Source organism: Xanthomonas sp. DAR 80977 (assembly GCF_041240605.1).
In the GTDB taxonomy this organism is placed as follows: domain Bacteria; phylum Pseudomonadota; class Gammaproteobacteria; order Xanthomonadales; family Xanthomonadaceae; genus Xanthomonas_A; species Xanthomonas_A bundabergensis.
This window is the reverse complement of sequence record NZ_CP162487.1, coordinates 565,001-584,572: the sequence shown is the minus strand read 5'-3', so window position 1 is coordinate 584,572 and position 19,572 is coordinate 565,001. Positions and strand designations below refer to the sequence as shown.

Below are 19,572 nucleotides of genomic sequence, written 5' to 3'. Positions count from 1 at the left end.
CTCGTCGCCGGGGCGACGCAGTGGATCGGATGGGGGCGGTCGGTACGTCCGCGGCGCAGGCTCATGCGCGCGCGCCTCGCAACGAGTCCGCACAGCGGATCGCCGCGGCGCGGGTGCGGTGCAGATCGAGCACCAGCACCTCGTTGCGGCCCTGCCGCAGCCACGGTCCCGGGCAGTACAGGCATTGCTGCGGCCCGATGCGCCAATAGCGGCCGAGCAACTGGCCGTTGACCCACAGATAGCCCTTGTCCCACTCGCGCATGTCCAGGTAGGCGTCGCCGGGCGTCTCGACCACGACCTCCGCGCGGAAGAACAACCCCGGCCGCGACGACGCAGTTCGCAGCGGCCGCAGCGACTGGATCCAGGCATCGTCCAGCGCGATCGGATACGCCTGCCAATCCTGCAGCGGCGCGCCTTGCAACTGCACGGCGCCGACCAGGCCCTTGGCATCGCCCAGCGCCGGACCGAAATTGATGTGGCCGAAGCTGTCGACCAGGATCTCCAGCGCGCGCTCCGCCGCCTGCGCCCGCGGCAGCATCAGCTGCGCCGAGGAGTGCAGCGCGGGGTGCCGCACCCGCGACACGTGCCCCACTTCCGCGCCATCCACATGCACCACGGCGTAGTCGTGCACGCCGTCCACGCGCAGCTGCGCGCCGGGACCGATGCGGCGGCGATACAGCACCAGCCCCTGGTCCTGGCCGAACAGCACCTCGTTGCCGGTCGGCGCCACGGTCGCGACCGGCGCCGCCGGCAGGTTGTCCCACAAGGACGCATACGGCAGCGCCAGCGTCGGCGCGAAGTGCGTGCGTGGCGGCGCCGGCGGCAGCGCCGGCAATGGCCGCGGCAGATGCGCGGCGATCGCCTCGCGCAGCGCGAAGTACGCCGGCGTCGCCGCGCCGCGCTCGTCGATCGGCGCGCTGTAGTCGTAGCTGGTCAACGCCGGCTGGAAATTGGAGCCGTCGTCGTCGGCATTGGCGCCGGCGCTCAGGCCGAAGTTGCTGCCGCCATGCACCACGTACAGGTTGAACGAATGTCCGTGCGCCAGCAGCCGGCGCAGCGTCGGCAGGTAGTCGCGGCGCGCGAAGTCGGCCTCGCCCCAATGCGTCAGCCAGCCCGGATAGCCTTCGGCCACCCACACCGGCGCGGTGCCGGCGAAGGCGCGGCCGTGCTGCAGGTCGGCCAGGTCGGCGCCGTCCAGGCCCAGCGCCGCGCCGGGCAGGTAGGCCTTGCGCCGGCGCAGGTCCTTCATGCCGTCGGCGACCGCGAACGGCCCATCGATGCCGTGTTCCTGCCACAGCGCGCGCAACGCCTGCAGGTAGCCGACGTCGGCGCCGAACATCGAATACTCGTTCTCGATCTGCAGCATCAGCACCGGCCCGCCGGCCGACGCCAGCAACGGCGCGATGCGCGGCGCCACCGCGGCGATGTAGCGCCGCACCGCCGCCATGTAGCGCGCATCGCCGGCATCGCGCAGGCGCATGCCCGGTTCGCGCAACAGATACGCGGGCAGGCCGCCCAGCGTCCACTCGGCGCAGACGTAGGGGCCGGGCCGCAGATAGACCCACATGCCTTCCTGCGCGCACAGGCGGACGAAGGCGACGAAATCGCGGCGCCCGCCGTCCAGGTCGAACACGCCGGGTTCGGCTTCCAATGCGTTCCACATCAGGTACAGGGCGATGGTGTTCAGGCCCATCGCCTTGGCCATGCGGATCCGGTGCAACCAGTCCTCGCGCGGGATGCGCAGCGGATGCATCTCGCCGCTGCGGATCTGCCACGGCTGGCCGTCCAGCACGAACTGCCCCTGGGCGAAACCGAACGCGTGCGGGCGTCCATCCGGTTCGGGCGCGGCGGCCACGGCGGCCGCGCCCGCCGGCACGGCCGCCATTCCCAGCGGCGCGAGCAGGCCGATGACACAGAACGTGCGACGTTTCATCAAGATCTCCGGGGTGGGGCGCGACACGGGGAGCGGTGCTTGCCGGCACCGCCCCCGATCCCGCGGAGAGCGGACTAGAACGCGTACTTGGCGGTGAGCAACGTGGTCATGCCGGCATCGACGATGTCCGAGACCGCCAGATCGCTGCGGCCCACGTGCGCCCAGTAGCTGTACTCCTTGGTCAGGTTGGAGATCGACAGGTCCAGGCTCAGGCCGTTGTCGAAGTGGTAGCCGGCATGCAGGTCCACGCGCCGGGTCGGGCGCGCCCACAGGTCGTCCCACGTCGCGCCCTGGCGCAGGTAGTCGTAGCTGAGCAGGTACGAGCTGCTGAAGTGGTAGCTCAGGTTCACCGAGAAGCGCTCGCGTTCGTAGAACAGCTCGACGTTGGCCATGGCGTTGGGCGCCGACTGCATGTGCTCGTTCTCGAAGCCGTCCATGCCCAGGTCGGCGCGCGCATGCTGGCGGGTGGCGTTGAAGCTCACGCCCAGCCCGTTCAGCGGTTCGGGCAGGTCCTGGAAACGCTGCCGCGCGCTGACTTCCAGGCCGTAGACGCGGCCGTCGCCGCCGTTGGTCGGCATCGTGTAGAGCACCGTGCCGCTGCCGCTGCCGCTGGAATTGGCCTGGCTGGCGCCTGCGTCGTAGATGTAGTTGCGCAGGCGCTTGTAGAAGCCGGCGACCGAGAAGAAGCCGCCGTGTTCGGTGGACCATTCGCCGGACAGGTCCAGGTTGGTCGATTCGATCGGCTTCAGGTCCGGATTGCCCTGGGTGATCGTGGTGATCCCGTTGGAGATGCTGATATTGCTGCCGCCGCCCAGCTGCACGAACGCGGGCCGGGTATAGCTGGTCCACAGCGAGGCGCGGTAGGCGGTGCGCGGGTCGGGACGCCAGGTCAGGAACACGCTCGGCAGCGGCTCGTCGTAGGTGGTGTGGTTGCTGTCGAAATAGCCGACCGTCTGGTTGCCGTCGGCGTCGGACGGCGTCACCCAGAACGTGTTGTGGATGCTGCTGTGCTCGAAGCGCACGCCCGGCACGACTTCCAGGTTGCCGAGCGAGAAGGTGGCCATGGCGTAGGCCGCGGCCACCGCCTCGGTGCCGCGCATCGTGTTGCAGTTCCAGTTGTTGACGTAGTACGCGCTGCCGCAGCTGTCCAGGTCGTCGTCGCGCAGATGGCTGTAGATGACGTTGCTGACCGCGGTCTCGCTGACCTTGGGCGTGACCCAGGAATACTTGCCGGGGAAGATCGCGCTGTAGTTGCCGTTGAAGATGCCCAGATCGCCGAGCGTGCTGGTGTCGTCGACGCCGCCGGTCCACCAGTCGCGGTTGCTGAAATTGCGCGAGCTCTTGCTGTACTTCACCCCGAACTGCAGCGCCGACAGCGCGCCGTCCTCGAAGTCGTAGCGGACGTCGAACTTGGCGCCGCCCTTCTTCTGCCCGGAATAGATCTTGGTCAGTTCGCCGTAGCTGCTGGCGTACAGCGAGGGGATGTCGTTGACCTGCGCCAGCAGCGCCGGGGTCAGCTGCGGATACGGGAACGCGCCGCTGCCGTAGCGCACCAGCGAGCTGCCGGAATAGGCGTAGTTGGTCTGCGAGAACTTGTCCTCGCGACCATCGATCTCGACGTGGTCGGGACGGTCGTTGTCGCCGAAGCTGTAGAAAAGGTTGGGCATGAAGGTCCAGCCGCCGGAGGTCTTGCGCGCGCCGATCTGGAACGTCGCCAGGTCGGCGATCTCCGGGTTGGTTTCGTACCAGAAGCGCGAGGCGATGCGGCCGATGTTGGGCGTGTAGACGCCTGCGGTCGCGCTCGGCACGTAGGTCACGTCCTGCGGCAGCAGCTGCACGAAGGTGGTGCCCTGGTCGGTCTTGGCGTAGGCGTAGGTGGCGCGCGCGTACAGCGACAGGCTGTCGTCGACCTGCCAGTCGAACGAGGCATTGCCGCCGTAGCGGCGTTCCCAGCCGGCGACCACGCCGACGTTCATGCCGGTGCTGGTCAGGTTGTGCTGCGGATCGTAGCCGGCCGCGTTGCCGCCGTCGGCATCGGCATGCAGGAACGCCCACGAATGGTCGTTGAGCGCGCTGGTCGCCGCGGCGACCTCGCTGTTGGTCGAGGTGCGGTAGTCGTAATAGGCGCTGGCGTAGAAGCCGAACTGCTGTTCGTCGCCGAACTTGTGCTGGAACTCGCCGGCCAGGCCGCCGCCCAGGCCGTCGCCGCCGTAGTCGCGCGCGCGGCTCTCCAGGCGGCCGCTGCCGGTCACGCTGCCGCTGGTGGTCTGCTTGAAGTCGAACGCGGTCGGCGTGCGGAAATCGATGGTGCCGCCGATCGCGTCGCCGTCCATGTCGGCGGTGGAGGTCTTGTTGACCACGATGGTCTGCAATCCCGACGGCGGCAGCAGGCTGAGCTGCACGCTGCGGCTGTAGGGCATGCCCTGCGCGACGGTGACGCCGTCGATCAGGTTGACGTTGTACTCCGAGGGCAGGCCGCGCACCGAGGCGAACATGCCCTCGCCGCGCGCCGCGCCGTCCACGCCGCCGAAATAGCCCGAACCGGTGGTGGTGATGTTGATGCCCGAGATCAGCCCCAGCGCCTCGGCGACGTTGTGCACCGCGGTGTGCTGCAGGTCGTTGGCGGACAGCACGTCCACCGTGTTCACCGCGTTCATCTTCAGGTTGCTGGCGTCGTAGCGATTGGCGACGACGGTGATGTTCTTCAGCTGCTTGACCTCGTCCAGCGCGATGTTGAGCGCGGTGGTGCCGGTGTCGCTCACCTCGAAGCTGGTCTGCGCGGCGCTGAAACCCGGGTAGCTCGACTCCAGCGCGTACTGCCCCGCCGGCACGTCGGCGATGACGAAATGCCCATTGGCATCGGTCACCGCCGTATACGCGGTCCCGGCGATGCCGACCCGCGCGTTCGCGGCAGGTTTGCCGCTGCCTTGCACGCTGACCTCGCCGGTCACCGTCCCCGCCACCGCCGTCAATGCGGCGCTCGCCCCCAGTACCGCCAGAATCGCCTCAACCAGGACCTTGCCGTTCGAACGCTTGCCAATGCACATGATGCTTCCCCTCGCCAAAAGTGCCATGCACCGGGCGCGACGCATGTCGGCAACCCGGATGTCGTTGGGACCGACCGGACGCACGGCGGATGCATGGCGCGCACGCTGCGGCGCTGCGCGCAAGACGAGCGCGCACGGGCAACGGGACACGGGAAACAAACGCGACGGCGTCGGTCAGGTCAGACCGCGATGCACGATTAGCGTCGAGGCGGCGAGTAGCCGGCGACGCACTTGTCGCGTGAGCGCAGGGCACTCAGTTTGTGGCGAACGGTCATGCCGGCCCGCCTTGGGAAACGCGGACGGCAGCCAGTGCCGACGGCGCGGTACGGGAAAGCAGCGGCGCTGCAACGCACGACAAATGGTTGTACTCACGATGGTGCATTACCAACGTCCCCCATTCGACGCCCGCAGGCCGGATGGCGACGGCATCGGAGCCGTGGCCGCATGCCGATGTCATCCCCATCGGCTTCACAAGCCTTCTACGCCCGGGTGGGATGTCTGTCAAGCATTCGCAGCGATATGCGCGAAGCCGCGTCAACAGAAGGGAAAGACGCACAAAAAAGCCCCGCCGAAGCGGGGCTTTGGTGGCTCGTGGCCTGCGCCGCGAGACTGTCGCGCAAGCGATCGATCAGAACTTGTAGTTGACCGACGCCGCCAGCACGTTGCCGCTGACGTCGTAGCTGCCGACCAGGGTGTTGCCGGTGGCGGTGGTCGAGTTGATGCTCGGATCGCTGGTGAACAGGTGGGTATAGCCGAAGCTGTACTCGGCCTGCTCGGACGGACGCCAGCTCAGACCCAGCGAGACCCACTTGCGGCTCGCGTCGGGCACGCGCACGTCGCGGTGCTCGTTGCTGGTCGGGGTTTCGTCGTAGGCCAGGCCGCCGCGCAGGGTCAGCGTGTCGCTCATGCGGTAGTCGGCACCGATCGAGACGAAGGTGGTGTCGTGGTAGGCGAAGTTCAGCACGCTGTCCGGCTGGTTCGACGCGAAGTCCACCGTCACCTGGTCGAACTTGCTCCAGGCGGTGCGGCTGACGTCGGCCATCACCGTCCACTGCTCGTTGATGTTGTGGGTGAAGCTGGCGGTCGCGCTGGCCGGCAGGGTGACCGTGGCGCGGCCCTTGGTGTCGACGAAGGTGCCCGGCGCGGCGACGGCCAGCACCGTGGCGGCGTTGGCCGGGGTGGTGAAGTCGGCCGTGCCGTTGGTGATCTTGTGCTCGACCTTCGAGCGGTAGCTGAAGCCGATGTGGGTGTTCTCGTCGATGCTGAACAGGCCGCCCAGGGTGTAGCCGATATCGGTGCTGTCGCCCTTGATGCGCGAGAAGCCGTCGGCGCTGCCCGGCGCGAAGCCCGGCACCCGGCGCGCGGCCAGGACGCTGCCGAGATCGATGGCGTTGGACAGATCGATGTCCAGGCGCTCGGCGAACACCGACGCGCCGAACGACACGTACGGGTTCACGTCGTAGGAGAAGGCCAGGTTGAGGTCGATCGCCTGCAGTTCGGTCTTGACGCCGTTGTAGCGGCCGACCCAGTCGCGGTCGTATTCGGTCTTGAAGCCGTACGGCACGGTCAGCGAGGTGCCGAAGTGCATGTTGTTGTTCTCGCCGAACGGCAGGTGGAAGTAGACCGCCGGGACCGGCGCGATCGTACCGGCATCGCCGCCGTTGCCGCCGGAGATCGCCGAGCCGGTGGCGTAGGTGCCGGTGCCATCGTACTTGGCGGCGAACTGGATGGCGCTGACGTCGGCCTGGAACACCTTGCCGTCGAGCTGGCGCATGCCGGCCGGGTTGTTGGCGATGATCGAGGCGTCGCCGGGGGCGCTGCCGGAGCCGGCGAAGGCGCGGCCCAGGCCCTTGGCGCTGTTTTCCTTGAGCTGGAACGCGGCGCCGTGCGCCTGACCGATGGTCAGGGCGCCGACGATGCCGACGGCCAGGGCGGTGAAACGGACGAACTGGGTTGCGTTTTGCATGGCTTGTAACTCTCCGGAAGACGAAAATGTCTGTGTTCGCGCCTGCGCATCCCCCGCTGAGCAAGCGGAGGAATGCGCGCCGGAGTCCCCTCCCGACATACGACGCCGTATGCAGTATAACCATCTGCGTTAACCCAACAATAACAATATCGCCCGTTCAGCTTCGCGCGGAGTGGGCGTGCGTTCAGCCGAATGAAGCCGGTATCGTTACAGGCCGAGTTCCCCGGTATTGGCATGTTCGTCTCCATCCCCTCCCGCGACCGGACCACGCTGCGCTGGGCCACGCCGTTGCTGTTCGCGGCCATGTGGCTGGCGTTCCTGTGGTCGATCAGCCGCCCCAACCAGGCCCGCGCCACGCTGTGGCTGGACTGGGGCGCGCTCTCGGCCGGCGTCGCCAGCCCGCGCGACTGGCTGGCGACGGTGCAGGACGGCAGCGTGCTGCGCCTGTTCACCGCGCTGTTCCTGCATGCGGACTGGTCGCACCTGCTCGGCAACCTGGTGTTCCTGCTGATCTTCGGCCTGCCGGCCGAGCGCGTGCTCGGGCCGTGGCGCTTCCTGCTGCTGTTCCTGGGCGGCGGCGCCATTTCCAACCTGGCCGCGGTGTTCGCGATCGGCACCCCGGACCGGGTCATCATCGGCGCCAGCGGCGCGGTCTCGGCGCTGATCGGCACCTACCTGGCGCTGTTCCCGCGCGCCAAGCTCGGCGTGGTGCTGCCGCTGGGGCTGTTCCTGGAATTCGTGCGCGCGCCGGCCTCGCTGCTGATCGGCACCTGGGCGGCGCTGCAGGTGGTGTTCGCCTACATCGGCCCGGCGTTCGGCATGGTCGCCTGGTCGGCGCACCTGACCGGCTTCGCCTTCGGCATGGCCTACGGGCTGTACGTGCGCGCGGCGATCGCGCGGCGCCTGCGCAAGCGCAAGGGCTTCTGAGCCGAAACGCCGGCACGGCGCTCTATACTTCGCGCATGGCCAAGCCCCTGTACAAAGTGACATTCCTCAACCACGGCAAGGTGTACGAGCTGTACGCGCAGCACGTGGGCAGCAGCCACCTGTGGGGCTTCAGCGAGATCGGCGCGCTGGTGTTCGACCTGCACGACGGCCTGGTCATCGATCCCACCGAAGAACGCCTGCGCGAGGAATTCGGTGATACCAAGATGCTGCACCTGCCGATGCAGAGCATCGTGCGCATCGAGGAAGTGGAGAAGAAGGGCCAGTCGGCGATCCGCGACGCGGCCACCGGCGAAAAGGTCATCACGCCGTTCCCGATGCCGGCCAAGCCGCGCTGAGCCGAGGCGGCGCCCGATCGCGGGCGGATGGCGCGTGCGGCTATCGGCGCTGTGCGATTTTTTTGCAGGAGCGGCTTCAGCCGCGACCTGGCATTACCGATAACTCGAGGTCGCGGCCGAAGCCGCTCCTGCACGTTTCGGTGGCAGCGTCCGATCCGCAAATGCGCGGCGGCGTCCGTCCACCACGCCGAGACGCATGCCGTCGCGGCGTGCTGCGACCATCGCGATCGCGGCCTCAGTCGCCCGAAGGCGGCGGCGCCGTCGTGTCGGTCTTGGGCACGTCGCCCTTGGCCGGCTCGGCCTTCGGCGCGTCGCTCTTCGGTGCCACGTTCCTGGGCGCGAGCGTCGCCGGCTTGGCGGCGCTCGGCGCGGCGGCTTTCGGCTTCGCCTTGGCCTGCTTGGCGGCAGCGGCCCTGGCCACCGCGCCGGGCTGCTTCAGTTCGGCCAGCGCCTGCGCGATCGGCGCATCGCCGGGCAGCACGTCGCCGGCGCTATAGCCCTCGGCGCCTTCGTCGTCGCCATGCAGGTGGCCGGGCAGCGTGGCTTCGCTGTAGTCGGCCAGCACCGCCGGCTTGTCCGCGTCCTCCTTGCTCTCCTCCGGGCGCAGCACCACGTCCGGCACGATGCCGCTGGCCTGGATCGACTTGCCGCTGGGCGTGTAGTAGCGCGCCGTGGTCAGCTTGACCGAATCGCCGTTGTCCAGCGGCAGCACGGTCTGCACCGAGCCCTTGCCGAAGGTGCGGCTGCCGACGATGCGCGCGCGCTTGTTGTCGCGCAGCGCGCCGGCCAGCACTTCCGAGGCGCTGGCCGAGCCGGCGTCGACCAGGGCGACCATCGGCGCGCCGTTGAGCAGGTCGCCGGGGGTGGCGTCGAACTTGGAATCGCTGACCGAGATGCGCCCGCGCGTGGTCACGATGGTGCCCTTGTCGAGCACGTCGTCGGCCACCTGCACCGCCGCGGTGAGCAGCCCGCCGGGATTGCTGCGCAGGTCCAGCACCAGGCCGCGCAGCTTGCCGCCGGACTGCGCCTGCAGCTGCTGCAGCTGCTTGTGGAAATCCGCGCCGGTATCGGCCTGGAAGGTGCTGATGCGGATGTAGCCATAGCCCGGCTCGAGCATGCGGCTGCGCACGCTGGCCACGCGGATGGTCTGCCGGGTCAGGGTCACGTCGAACGGCTTGTCCACTTTCTCGCGGACGATGGTCAGCACCACCTTGCTGCCCGACTCGCCGCGCAACGGCTCCATCGCCTTGACCGCGCTGATCGGCTTGCCGTCGATGGCGACGATGATGTCGCCCGAGCGCACGCCGGCGCGCGCGGCCGGGGTGTCGTCGATCGGCGAGACCACCTTGAGCGTGTTGTCCGGCAGCTGCAGCAACTCCACGCCGATGCCGTCGTAGGCGCCGGTGGCCTGTTCGTCGAAGGCCTCGGCGTCTTCCTTGCTGAAGTAGGTGCTGTGCGGATCCAGGTCCAGCAGCAGGCCGCGGATCGCCGACTGCATCAGTTTCTTGTCGTCGACCGGATCGACGTAGGCTTCCTTCACCGCGTTGTACACCGCCACGTAGCGGCGGATCTCGTCCAGCGGCACGCGCGAGGTGGCCGATTCGGTGGCGTCCGGATCGTCGGCGCTGGCCGTCGGGGCCGTGGGCGTCTGTTCGCCGGCGCTCTGCGCCATCGACGGCAGCGGCGCCAGGGCAAGCAACAAGGCAGCGGACAGGACTACGCGCATGAAGCACTCCGATTGGGGGATGGCCTGCGCCGTGCACGGCGCAACTGTCCGGATTATGCGCGAAAGCAGGCTAAATTCGCGTTGAATGCCGCGCCGCGGCGGCGCTCAGCGGCGCTGCAGCCACGATGAGGGATCCACCGGCTGGCCGTTGCGGCGCAATTCGAAATACAGCGCCGGGCGCCCCTGGCCGCCGGAATTGCCGACCTTGGCCACCGCATCGCCGCGCTTGACCCGGTCGCCGGGATCGCGCAGCAACGCATCGTTGTGGGCGTACAGGCTCATGTAGCCGTTGCCGTGGTCCACGATCAGGATCATGCCGTAGCCGGTCATCCAGTCGGAGAACACCACCGTGCCGTCGGCCACGGCGGTGATGGTGCTGCCGGCCGGCGCGGCGATCAGCACCCCGTTGCTGGTGCGCCCGTCCGGCAGCTTGCCGCCGTAGCGCGCGATCAGATCGCCGGACAGCGGCCAGCCCAGGCCGCCGACCTTCAGCGCCGGCGCCGAGGCCACCACCTTGGGCGGCACCTTGCTGCCGCCGCGCGAAGGATTCTTCGCCGCGGCCTTGGCCTGCGCGGCCTGTTCGGCCGCGGCGCGCTTGGCCGCCGCGCGGCGCTCGGCCTCGGCACGCGCGGCGGCCGCGCGCAGATTGGCCAACAGCGTTTCCAGCGCCTTGGCGTCCTGGCCCAGCGCCTTCTCGCGCTCGCTGCGGTCCTGGTAGCGCTGGTCCAGTTCGGACACCAGGCTGGCGCGCTGCTTGCGGTCGCGCTGCAGGGCTGCCGCCTGTTCCTGCTGCTGGCGCTGCGCTGCGCTCAGTTGCTGCTGCTTGGCCGTCACCTCGTGCTGTACCTGTTCCAATGCCTGCAGCTCATGGGTCAGTGTGGCGATGCGCTGCGCGCGCTCGCGCTGCAGATAGCGGTGATAGGCCAGCAGGCGGTTGGCGTCGGCCACCCGGTCCTGCGCCAGCAGCAGCTTCAGCGGCGCGTTGCCGCCGATCGCGTAGGCCGCGCGCAGCAGCTGCGCCAGTTCGGCGCGCTGCCGCACCAGGCCGTTGCGCAGCGTGTCGCGCTTGCGCTCCAGTTCGGCCAGGGTCTGCTGGTGCTGGCGCAGCGCCTGCTGGGTCTGCGCCAGGCTGCGCCCGGTCGTGGCCACCTTCTCGTCGGCCTCGCGCAGCTGCCGCGCGGCGTCGCCACGCTTGCCTTCCAGCTGGCGCCGCTCCTCGGCCACGCTCTTCAGCTCGCCGCGCACTTTCTCCAGGCGCCGCTCGGCCTCGCGCGGGTTCTGCGCCGGCGCCAGGCTCGCGGCCAGCAGCAACAGCGTCGCCATCAGCAGCTGCGTCGCCGCGCGCCGACAGGCGGACAGGCGCCGCCCCGCCCCGGGGGGCAACGCGGGACGCAACGGAGCGGAGACGGTTGCGGGCAAGGGCGGGTCCAATGACTTCAGGCAGGTGCGGATTGTAGCGAAGCGTGTTGTGATCGCCCCCACGATTGCTGCCGCGACTGGCCGGCGTTCTGGAGGTGGATGATGAAGCGTACGCATTTATCGGTCCTGTTGGCGCTGGCCCTGATCGCCGGACCCGCCCTGGCCGCGGAAGGCATCAGCAAGGTCAACGGCAGCATCACCGCCGAGGCCGGCAAGCAGTATGGCGACCTGGAAACGGTGAACGGCGGGATCAGCGTCGAATCCGGCGCCAGCGTCGGCGATGTGGAAACCGTCAACGGCAGCCTCAAGATCGCCGACAACGCGCAGGCCAAGGGCCTGTCCACGGTCAACGGCGGCATCCGCGTGGGCCAGCAGGTGCAGATCGCCGATTCCATCGAGACGGTCAACGGCGGCATCTTCGTCGACCGCGGCGGCCGCGTCGGCGGCAGCGTGGAGAGCGTCAACGGCAGCATCGGCCTGGTCGCCACGCAGCTGCAGGGCGGCATCGAGACGGTCAACGGCGACATCACCGTCGGCCACGACTCGCACGTCGGCGGCGGCATCGAAATCAAGAAGCCCAGCTTCAGCATGTCGTTCAAGCCGGCGCGCAAGCCGCGCATCATCATCGGCCCGCGCGCGGTGATCGACGGGCCGCTGCATTTCGAGCGCGAAGTGAGCCTGTACGTGCACCGCAGCGCCAAGACCGGTCCGATCAGCGGCGCCACCGCGCAGCCGTTCGACGGCGACACAGCGCCGGACAACTGATCCGGCGTTGCCTGCGCCGGCGACAACGCCTGCGCGGAACTTGCCTATAGAATCGGGATTCCTCAGACCCCAGGAGCCCCCATGTCCCGCAAGCTTGTGCTGTGCCTGGCCGCCGCGGCCGCGCTGACCGCGTGCAAGCGCGAGGCGCCCGCCCCGGCCGCCGATACCGCGCCGCCGCCGCCCGCTCCTGTGGCCGCCGCGGCCCACGCCTTCTCTCCCGAGATCACGCCGGCCGACTTCGGCGAGTTGGTCAAGACCCTGTCCTCGGACGCGTTCGAAGGCCGCGGCCCCGGCACCGCCGGCGAGGAAAAGACCGTCTCCTACATCCGCGACCAGATGCAGCGCATCGGCCTGCAGCCCGGCAACGGCGACAGCTGGTTCCAGGACGTGGCGATGACCGAGACCACGGCCGATCCGAACACCACGCTGAAGCTGGAACAGAACGGCAAGCCGCGCGAACTGAAGTTCGGCACCGACATGGTGATCGGCACCCGCACCGGCCAGACCGAGGTCAAGATCGACGCCAGCGACATGGTGTTCGTCGGCTACGGCGTGGACGCCCCCGAGCAGAAGTGGAACGACTACGCGGACCAGGACTGGAAGGGCAAGACGGTGGTGATGTTCGTCAACGACCCCGGCTTCCACACCGAGGACGGCGCGTTGTTCGAAGGCAAGCGCATGACCTACTACGGGCGCTGGACCTACAAGTTCGAGGAAGCCGCGCGCAAGGGCGCGGCGGCCGCGCTGATCGTGCACGACACCCCCGGCGCCAGCTACGGTTGGGACGTGGTGAAGAATTCCTGGTCCGGCGCGCAGTACGACCTGCCGGCCAAGGACGATCCGGAACCGCGCATCCCGGCACAGGGCTGGATCACCGCGCAGGCCGCCAAGCAGCTGTTCGCCGACGCCGGGCTGGATCTCGACCAGGCCTACAAGGACGCGAGCAAGCGCGGCTTCAAGCCGGTGCCGCTGAAGGCCAAGCTGTCGGTGGACCTGAAGAGCACCATCTCCGAGAAGAAGTCGCGCAACGTGGTCGGCGTGCTGCCCGGCGGCAGCCGCGCCGACGAAGCGGTGCTGTACATGGCGCACTGGGATCACCTGGGCAAGCACGAGGGCGAAGCCGGCGACAACATCTACAACGGCGCGGTCGACAACGCGACCGGCGTCGCCGGCATCCTCGAGGTCGCCGACGCGTTCGTGCACCAGCAGCCCAAACCGGAGCGCTCGGTGGTGTTCCTGGCGGTGACCCTGGAGGAATCGGGCCTGCTCGGTTCCAAGTACTACGTCGCCCACCCGACCTTCCCGCTGAACAAGATCGCCGGCGTCATCAACCTCGACGCCATGCCGGTCGCCGGCCGCGCCAAGGATCTGGTGGTCAACGGGTTCGGCAGCTCGGAGCTGGAAGACCTGCTCAAGCCGATCGCCGCCGCGCAGGGTCGCGTGCTGCATGCCGAGTCGTCGCCGCAGAGCGGCTTCTACTTCCGTTCCGATCACTTCAACTTCGCCAAGGCCGGCGTGCCGGCGCTGTACATCGATGGCGGCGAAGACCTGATCGACGGCGGCATCGATGCCGGCAAGCGTGCCTCCGAGGACTACGGCAAGCACCGCTACCACACCCCCGCCGACCAGTACGATCCGGCCACCTGGAAGCTCGACGGGGTGATGGACGACCTGCAGGCCGTCTATGGCGTCGGCAAGGAACTGGCGGCAGGCGACACGTGGCCGAACTGGTACCAGGACAATCCGTTCAAGGCGGCCCGCGACAGCATGATGGGCGGCGCCAAGCCGGCGACGCCGGCACCGGGCAAATGATCGGCTGACGCGCTGCTTGGCGACGGTCACGACAACGGCGCTGCGGCGCCGTTGTCGTTTCGAACCGTTGTGCACGGCATCGACAGCGCCGCTGGCGCTCGAGCCAGCGCTTCCCTGTAGGAGCGGCTTTAGCCGCGACAGGCGCTCCCGATAAGGCCTGGTGCAATAAACCGTCCTGGGTCACGGTCCCCAGAGCCGCTCCTACAAGTTTCGTTGCCTATCACCACGGGGACGCAAACCGCTCAACGTAAGGTCATGACGCATAACCCGCATAAAAAACGCCTGGGCACTCGCGTGTCCAGGCGTCTGGTCGAACATTGCGCAGCGAGAGCGCATGGCCGACCGCGCGGTTGCGCGGCCGGCTATGCCACCGCATCAAGCGGCCTGCTTGGCGTTCTTCAGGCTGGCCATGTCGATGACGAAGCGGTACTTCACGTCGCCCTTGAGCATGCGCTCGTAGGCCTCGTTGATCTGCCCCATCTCGATCGTCTCGATGTCCGACACGATGCCGTGCTTGGCGCAGAAATCGAGCATCTCCTGGGTCTCGCGGATGCCGCCGATCAACGAGCCGGCCAGCTGCCGGCGCTTCATGATCAGGTTGAACACGGTCGGCGAGGGATGCGGTTCGGCCGGTGCACCGACCAGTGTCATCGTGCCATCGCGCTTGAGCAGGGTCAGGAACGCGTCCAGGTCGTGCGAGGCGGCGACGGTATTGAGGATGAAGTCGAAGCTGTTGGTATGCGCCGCCATCTCTTCCGGCGACTTGGACACCACCACTTCGTCGGCGCCCAGGCGCAGCGCGTCGGCCTTCTTGTTGGCCGACGTCGTGAACAGCACCACATGCGCGCCCATCGCGTGCGCGATCTTCACGCCCATGTGGCCCAGACCGCCCAGGCCGACGATGCCGACCTTCTTGCCCGGTCCCACCTTCCAGTGGTTCAGCGGCGAATAGGTGGTGATGCCGGCGCACAGCAGCGGCGCCACCGCGGCGAGGTCCTGTTCGGCATGGCGGATATGCAGCACGTACTTCTGATCGACCACGATATGGTCGGAGTAGCCGCCATAGGTGTTCTCGCCGCCGAACATCGGGCCGTTGTAGGTACCGACGAAGCCGCTCTCGCAGTACTGCTCCTCGCCGTCGGCGCAGGAGGCGCAATGCCGGCAGCTGTCGACCATGCAACCGACGCCGGCCAGATCGCCGACCTTGAAGGCAGCGACCTGGTCGCCGACGGCCGTCACGCGCCCGACGATTTCATGCCCGGGGACCGACGGGTACTGGGTGTTGTGCCACTCGTTGCGCGCCGTATGCAGATCGGAGTGGCAGACGCCGCAGTAGAGGATCTCGATGCTGACGTCGTGCGGCCCGGTCGCGCGGCGCTCGAAGGCGTAAGGGGTCAGCGGCTGATCGGACGCCAGTGCGGCGTATCCATTGGCTTGGCTCATGGGAGAGTTCTCTGGTGACGGGGGAAGGGGCTGCGGCTTTGCGAGGCCGATGTCGTCGGCACCGACAAGGCACGTCAAAGCTGGCATGGCAGGCAAAAAGTCTAAGCCCCCATGCATTAAAAGCACGCATCGTCGATGGAACGGAGCGAACCATCCCGCCCAGTCGCAAGTGAAAGCGCCATCCCATGGCGGCGCAGCGCTGACCCAGTCGCAGGTGAAGGCGCTGCTGAGCGAACAAGGCTATACCAAGCTGGACAGGCTCAAATTCGAAGACGGTCTCTGGAAGACCGAAGCCACCAGCGGGGACGGCAAGCGCGGGGAGGTGCGAGTGGGCCCGCGCGGAGGCCGTGTGTACGCGGAAGGGGTGCCGTCGAAGCTGAGCGCTTCAGAGGTCGACGTCCCCCCGCTTTCAGTAGCGGGGCTCTTTAGAGTCAGGGTTTCATCGTAGCGGCTTTGGCCGCTAGATGTTGGGCATAGGCGGCCGGGGTCAGGCCGCCCAAGATCTTCTTCGGTCGCTCCTCGTTATATTCCCGTCGCCAGGTCTCGATCTCGGTGCGGGCGTGCAGCAGCGTCGGGAACCAGTGCTCGTTGAGGCATTCGTCGCGCAGGCGGCCGTTGAAGCTCTCGATGTAGGCGTTCTGGTTCGGCTTGCCTGGCTGGATCAAGCGCAGCTGCACACCGCGCTCGTGGGCCCACGTCACCATCGACTTGCCGCAGAACTCCTTGCCGTTGTCGGTGCGGATCACCTGCGGCAGACCCCGTGTCAGCGCCAGCCGATCCAGCACCCGGGCCACGCCGTGGCCGGAGATGGCCCGCTCCACCTCGATCGCCACCGCCTCGCGCGTGGCATCGTCGACGATGGTCAGGGCCTTGAGCACCCGGCCCTCGGCTGTGCGGTCGAACACGAAGTCCATCGATCAGACCTGGTTGGCGGCTTCAGGCCGAAGCAACGGTTGGCGCTCGCCCTGCAGCACCTTCTTCCGCTTGCGCCGGCGCACCTGCAACCTGGCCTGCTGATACAGCCGTTCCACCCGCTTGTAGTTCACCTGCCACTGCTCCTGCCGCAGCTTCAGATAGATCATCCCGACGCCGTAGCGCTTGTGCCGCTGCGCCAGCGCCAGGATCCGCTCGCGCAGCTCGACGTTGCGATCCGGACGCGGGACGTAGCGCAGCGCGCTGGCGCTCATCCGCACCACGGCCAGCGCCCGGCGCTCAGTGAGCCCGCGCTCCATCAGGTGCCGCACCAGCATCCTGCGCGCCGGTGCGGTCACCACTTTTTTCGCAGGGCGTCCTTGATGACGTCGTTCTCGAACAGCTGCTCGGCCAGCAGCTTCTTCAGCCGCGTGTTCTCTGCCTCCAGCTCCTTGAGCCGCTTGGCCTCCGGCACGCTCATGCCGCCGAACTTGCTGCGCCACAGGTAGTAGGACGCCTCGCTGAACCCGTGACGCCGGCACAGGTCCTTCACCGCCACGCCGGCTTCGGCCTCACGCAGGAAGCCGATGATCTGCTCTTCGGAAAAGCGCTTCTTCACGTCCAATCTCCGTCTCGTTGGGGATTGGACTCCAAATCGCCGTGCTACTCAAAACCGGGGGGACGTCGAGGTGACGGCGGCACTGACGGCGGCGGGGTACACGCAGGTGCACGACGTGCACTACGACGAGGGACTGTGGGAAGCGCAGGCGCGCACGTCGACGGGCCAGCGGGTGGAACTGCGTGCGGATCCGGGCGACGGCAGCGTGGTGAGCGCGCAGGAGGATTGAGGTGGTGGTGTGTTGCGTTTGTCGGGCGCAATAAAAAATCCCCGTCCTTGCGGACGGGGATTTGGGGTAAAGCCCCTGGCGATGACCTACTCTCGCATGGCTTGAGCCACACTACCATCGGCGCAGCTGCGTTTCACTTCCGAGTTCGGGATGGGATCGGGTGGTTCCACAGCGCTAATTTCACCAGGGAGACGGTTGGAGTGTCGCCGCGATGCGTCTTCGAACAGCGCACGGAGGTGCGGTGTGGGAAGGACGGCATTGGGCGCCAGCCTCTCATAGGGTGTGACGTAGCGAGCGTTTGGATAGCTATCGACGTGTGTCGTGCTAAGGGATGCTTGGAAGCACCTTGAGGTTATATGGTCAAGCCGCACGGATCATTAGTATCAGTTAGCTCAATGCATTGCTGCACTTACACACCTGACCTATCAACCACGTAGTCTACATGGTTCCTTAAGGGGGCTTGTGCCCCGGGAAGTCTCATCTTGAGGCGCGCTTCCCGCTTAGATGCTTTCAGCGGTTATCGCTTCCGAACATAGCTACCCGGCAATGCCACTGGCGTGACAACCGGAACACCAGAGGTTCGTCCACTCCGGTCCTCTCGTACTAGGAGCAGCCCCTCTCAAACTTCCAACGCCCATGGCAGATAGGGACCGAACTGTCTCACGACGTTCTGAACCCAGCTCGCGTACCACTTTAAATGGCGAACAGCCATACCCTTGGGACCGACTACAGCCCCAGGATGTGATGAGCCGACATCGAGGTGCCAAACACCGCCGTCGATATGAACTCTTGGGCGGTATCAGCCTGTTATCCCCGGAGTACCTTTTATCCGTTGAGCGATGGCCCTTCCATACAGAACCACCGGATCACTAAGACCTACTTTCGTACCTGCTTGATCCGTCGATCTTGCAGTCAAGCACGCTTATGCCTTTGCACACAGTGCGCGATGTCCGACCGCGCTGAGCGTACCTTCGTGCTCCTCCGTTACTCTTTAGGAGGAGACCGCCCCAGTCAAACTACCCACCATACACGGTCCCCGATCCGGATTACGGACCTAGGTTAGAACGTCAAGCACGACAGGGTGGTATTTCAAGGATGGCTCCACTGCAGCTAGCGCCACAGTTTCATAGCCTCCCACCTATCCTACACAGACGAACTCAACGTTCAGTGTAAAGCTATAGTAAAGGTTCACGGGGTCTTTCCGTCTTGCCACGGGAACGCTGCATCTTCACAGCGATTTCAATTTCACTGAGTCTCGGGTGGAGACAGCGCCGCTGTCGTTACGCCATTCGTGCAGGTCGGAACTTACCCGACAAGGAATTTCGCTACCTTAGGACCGTTATAGTTACGGCCGCCGTTTACTGGGGCTTCGATCAAGAGCTTCGCCTTGCGGCTGACCCCATCAATTAACCTTCCAGCACCGGGCAGGCGTCACACCCTATACGTCCACTTTCGTGTTTGCAGAGTGCTGTGTTTTTGATAAACAGTCGCAGCGGCCTGGTTTCTGCGACCCTCTTCAGCTATAGCTCGCATGAGCCACCAAAAAGGGTGCACCTTCTCCCGAAGTTACGGTGCCATGTTGCCTAGTTCCTTCACCCGAGTTCTCTCAAGCGCCTGAGAATTCTCATCCTACCCACCTGTGTCGGTTTACGGTACGGTCTGCGTAAGCTGAAGCTTAGGAGCTTTTCCTGGAAGCGTGGTATCAGTGACTTCGTCTAAAAGACTCGTCTCGGTGCTCGGTCTTAAAGGATCCCGGATTTGCCAAAGATCCAAACCTACCGCCTTTCCCCGGGACAACCAACGCCCGGTACACCTAACCTTCTCCGTCCCTCCATCGCACTTACGCGAGGTGCAGGAATATTAACCTGCTTCCCATCGACTACGGCTTTCGCCCTCGCCTTAGGGGCCGACTCACCCTGCGCCGATTAACGTTGCGCAAGGAAACCTTGGGCTTTCGGCGTGCGGGTTTTTCACCCGCATTATCGTTACTCATGTCAGCATTCGCACTTCCGATACCTCCAGCGGACTTCTCAATCCACCTTCGCAGGCTTACGGAACGCTCCTCTACCGCGCATCGCTTATCGCGATGCACCCCAAGCTTCGGTTCACTGCTTAGCCCCGTTAAATCTTCCGCGCAGACCGACTCGACCAGTGAGCTATTACGCTTTCTTTAAAGGGTGGCTGCTTCTAAGCCAACCTCCTGGCTGTCTGTGCCTTTCCACATCGTTTTCCACTTAGCAGTGAATTTGGGACCTTAGCTGTGGGTCTGGGTTGTTTCCCTTTTCACGACGGACGTTAGCACCCGCCGTGTGTCTCCCGGATAGTACGTACTGGTATTCGGAGTTTGCAATGGTTTGGTAAGTCGCGATGACCCCCTAGCCATAACAGTGCTCTACCCCCAGCAGTATTCGTCCGAGG

The 19,572-nt window shown here is 66.5% G+C and carries 12 protein-coding genes, 2 rRNA genes and 1 pseudogene (1 of these 15 running past the window's edge); 6 read left to right on the top strand and 9 right to left on the bottom strand.

From position 1 onward, the window contains the following. Window positions 1-61: 61 nt before the first annotated feature. The 3 genes from AB3X10_RS02630 to AB3X10_RS02620 form a co-directional block, all read right to left on the bottom strand. Window positions 62-1,933 carry a beta-galactosidase gene (locus tag AB3X10_RS02630; protein ID WP_369978825.1) on the bottom strand — a complete coding sequence of 624 codons (1,872 nt, stop codon included), beginning with the start codon at window positions 1,931-1,933 and terminating at the stop codon, window positions 62-64. A gap of 74 nt (window positions 1,934-2,007) precedes the next feature. Then, entirely contained in the window at window positions 2,008-4,980 is a 2,973-nt protein-coding gene (locus AB3X10_RS02625) for a TonB-dependent receptor (RefSeq protein WP_369978823.1), read from the bottom strand. Between the two features lie 628 nt (window positions 4,981-5,608). Then, window positions 5,609-6,946: an outer membrane protein transport protein gene (locus tag AB3X10_RS02620; RefSeq protein ID WP_369978821.1), complete on the bottom strand. Its 1,338-nt coding sequence runs from the start codon at window positions 6,944-6,946 to the stop codon at window positions 5,609-5,611. A 234-nt stretch (window positions 6,947-7,180) separates the two neighbouring features. On the opposite strand from AB3X10_RS02620, the gene AB3X10_RS02615 reads away from it, so the two are divergent. Next, window positions 7,181-7,873 carry a rhomboid family intramembrane serine protease gene (locus AB3X10_RS02615; RefSeq protein ID WP_145708760.1) on the top strand — a complete coding sequence of 231 codons (693 nt, stop codon included), beginning with the start codon at window positions 7,181-7,183 and terminating at the stop codon, window positions 7,871-7,873. Window positions 7,874-7,908: 35 nt separating this feature from the next. Next, window positions 7,909-8,229, top strand: coding sequence for a DUF1820 family protein (locus AB3X10_RS02610; protein ID WP_145708762.1), 321 nt, complete (start codon window positions 7,909-7,911; stop codon window positions 8,227-8,229). A 235-nt stretch (window positions 8,230-8,464) separates the two neighbouring features. On the opposite strand, the gene AB3X10_RS02605 is transcribed toward AB3X10_RS02610, so the two are convergent. Both AB3X10_RS02605 and AB3X10_RS02600 read right to left on the bottom strand, forming a co-directional pair. Beyond that, complete coding sequence (locus AB3X10_RS02605) at window positions 8,465-9,955, bottom strand: S41 family peptidase (protein ID WP_369978818.1); 1,491 nt, start codon at window positions 9,953-9,955, stop codon at window positions 8,465-8,467. A gap of 105 nt (window positions 9,956-10,060) precedes the next feature. Further along, a complete protein-coding gene (locus AB3X10_RS02600) occupies window positions 10,061-11,278 on the bottom strand; it encodes a murein hydrolase activator EnvC family protein (RefSeq protein WP_369978816.1) in 1,218 nt (405 codons plus the stop codon). A 198-nt stretch (window positions 11,279-11,476) separates the two neighbouring features. On the opposite strand from AB3X10_RS02600, the gene AB3X10_RS02595 reads away from it, so the two are divergent. Next, on the top strand, window positions 11,477-12,139 hold the full coding sequence (locus AB3X10_RS02595) for a hypothetical protein (RefSeq protein WP_369981610.1): 663 nt from the start codon (window positions 11,477-11,479) through the stop codon (window positions 12,137-12,139). Window positions 12,140-12,220: 81 nt separating this feature from the next. Beyond that, entirely contained in the window at window positions 12,221-13,951 is a 1,731-nt protein-coding gene (locus tag AB3X10_RS02590) for a M28 family metallopeptidase (protein ID WP_369978815.1), read from the top strand. Between the two features lie 375 nt (window positions 13,952-14,326). Here AB3X10_RS02590 and AB3X10_RS02585 read toward each other — a convergent pair whose 3' ends face one another. Further along, complete coding sequence (locus tag AB3X10_RS02585) at window positions 14,327-15,394, bottom strand: NAD(P)-dependent alcohol dehydrogenase (protein ID WP_369978813.1); 1,068 nt, start codon at window positions 15,392-15,394, stop codon at window positions 14,327-14,329. Here AB3X10_RS02585 and AB3X10_RS02580 point away from each other — a divergent pair. After that, the gene (locus AB3X10_RS02580; protein WP_369978811.1) at window positions 15,393-15,842 is read left to right on the top strand and encodes a PepSY domain-containing protein; all 450 of its coding nucleotides are present in this window, start codon (window positions 15,393-15,395) and stop codon (window positions 15,840-15,842) included. The two genes, AB3X10_RS02585 and AB3X10_RS02580, sit on opposite strands and share 2 nt — an antisense overlap. On the opposite strand, the pseudogene AB3X10_RS02575 reads toward AB3X10_RS02580, so the two are convergent. Beyond that, a pseudogene (locus AB3X10_RS02575) lies at window positions 15,826-16,925 on the bottom strand (IS3 family transposase). The gene AB3X10_RS02580 and the pseudogene AB3X10_RS02575 sit on opposite strands and share 17 nt — an antisense overlap. 70 nt (window positions 16,926-16,995) lie before the next feature. On the opposite strand from AB3X10_RS02575, the gene AB3X10_RS02570 reads away from it, so the two are divergent. Further along, the gene (locus tag AB3X10_RS02570; protein ID WP_369978809.1) at window positions 16,996-17,154 is read left to right on the top strand and encodes a PepSY domain-containing protein; all 159 of its coding nucleotides are present in this window, start codon (window positions 16,996-16,998) and stop codon (window positions 17,152-17,154) included. 73 nt (window positions 17,155-17,227) lie between these two features. Here the strand turns inward: AB3X10_RS02570 and rrf are convergent. Both rrf and AB3X10_RS02560 read right to left on the bottom strand, forming a co-directional pair. Beyond that, window positions 17,228-17,342, bottom strand: a 5S ribosomal RNA gene (rrf, locus tag AB3X10_RS02565). Window positions 17,343-17,510: 168 nt separating this feature from the next. Then, window positions 17,511-19,572, bottom strand: a 23S ribosomal RNA gene (locus AB3X10_RS02560) (it continues 818 nt past the right edge of the window).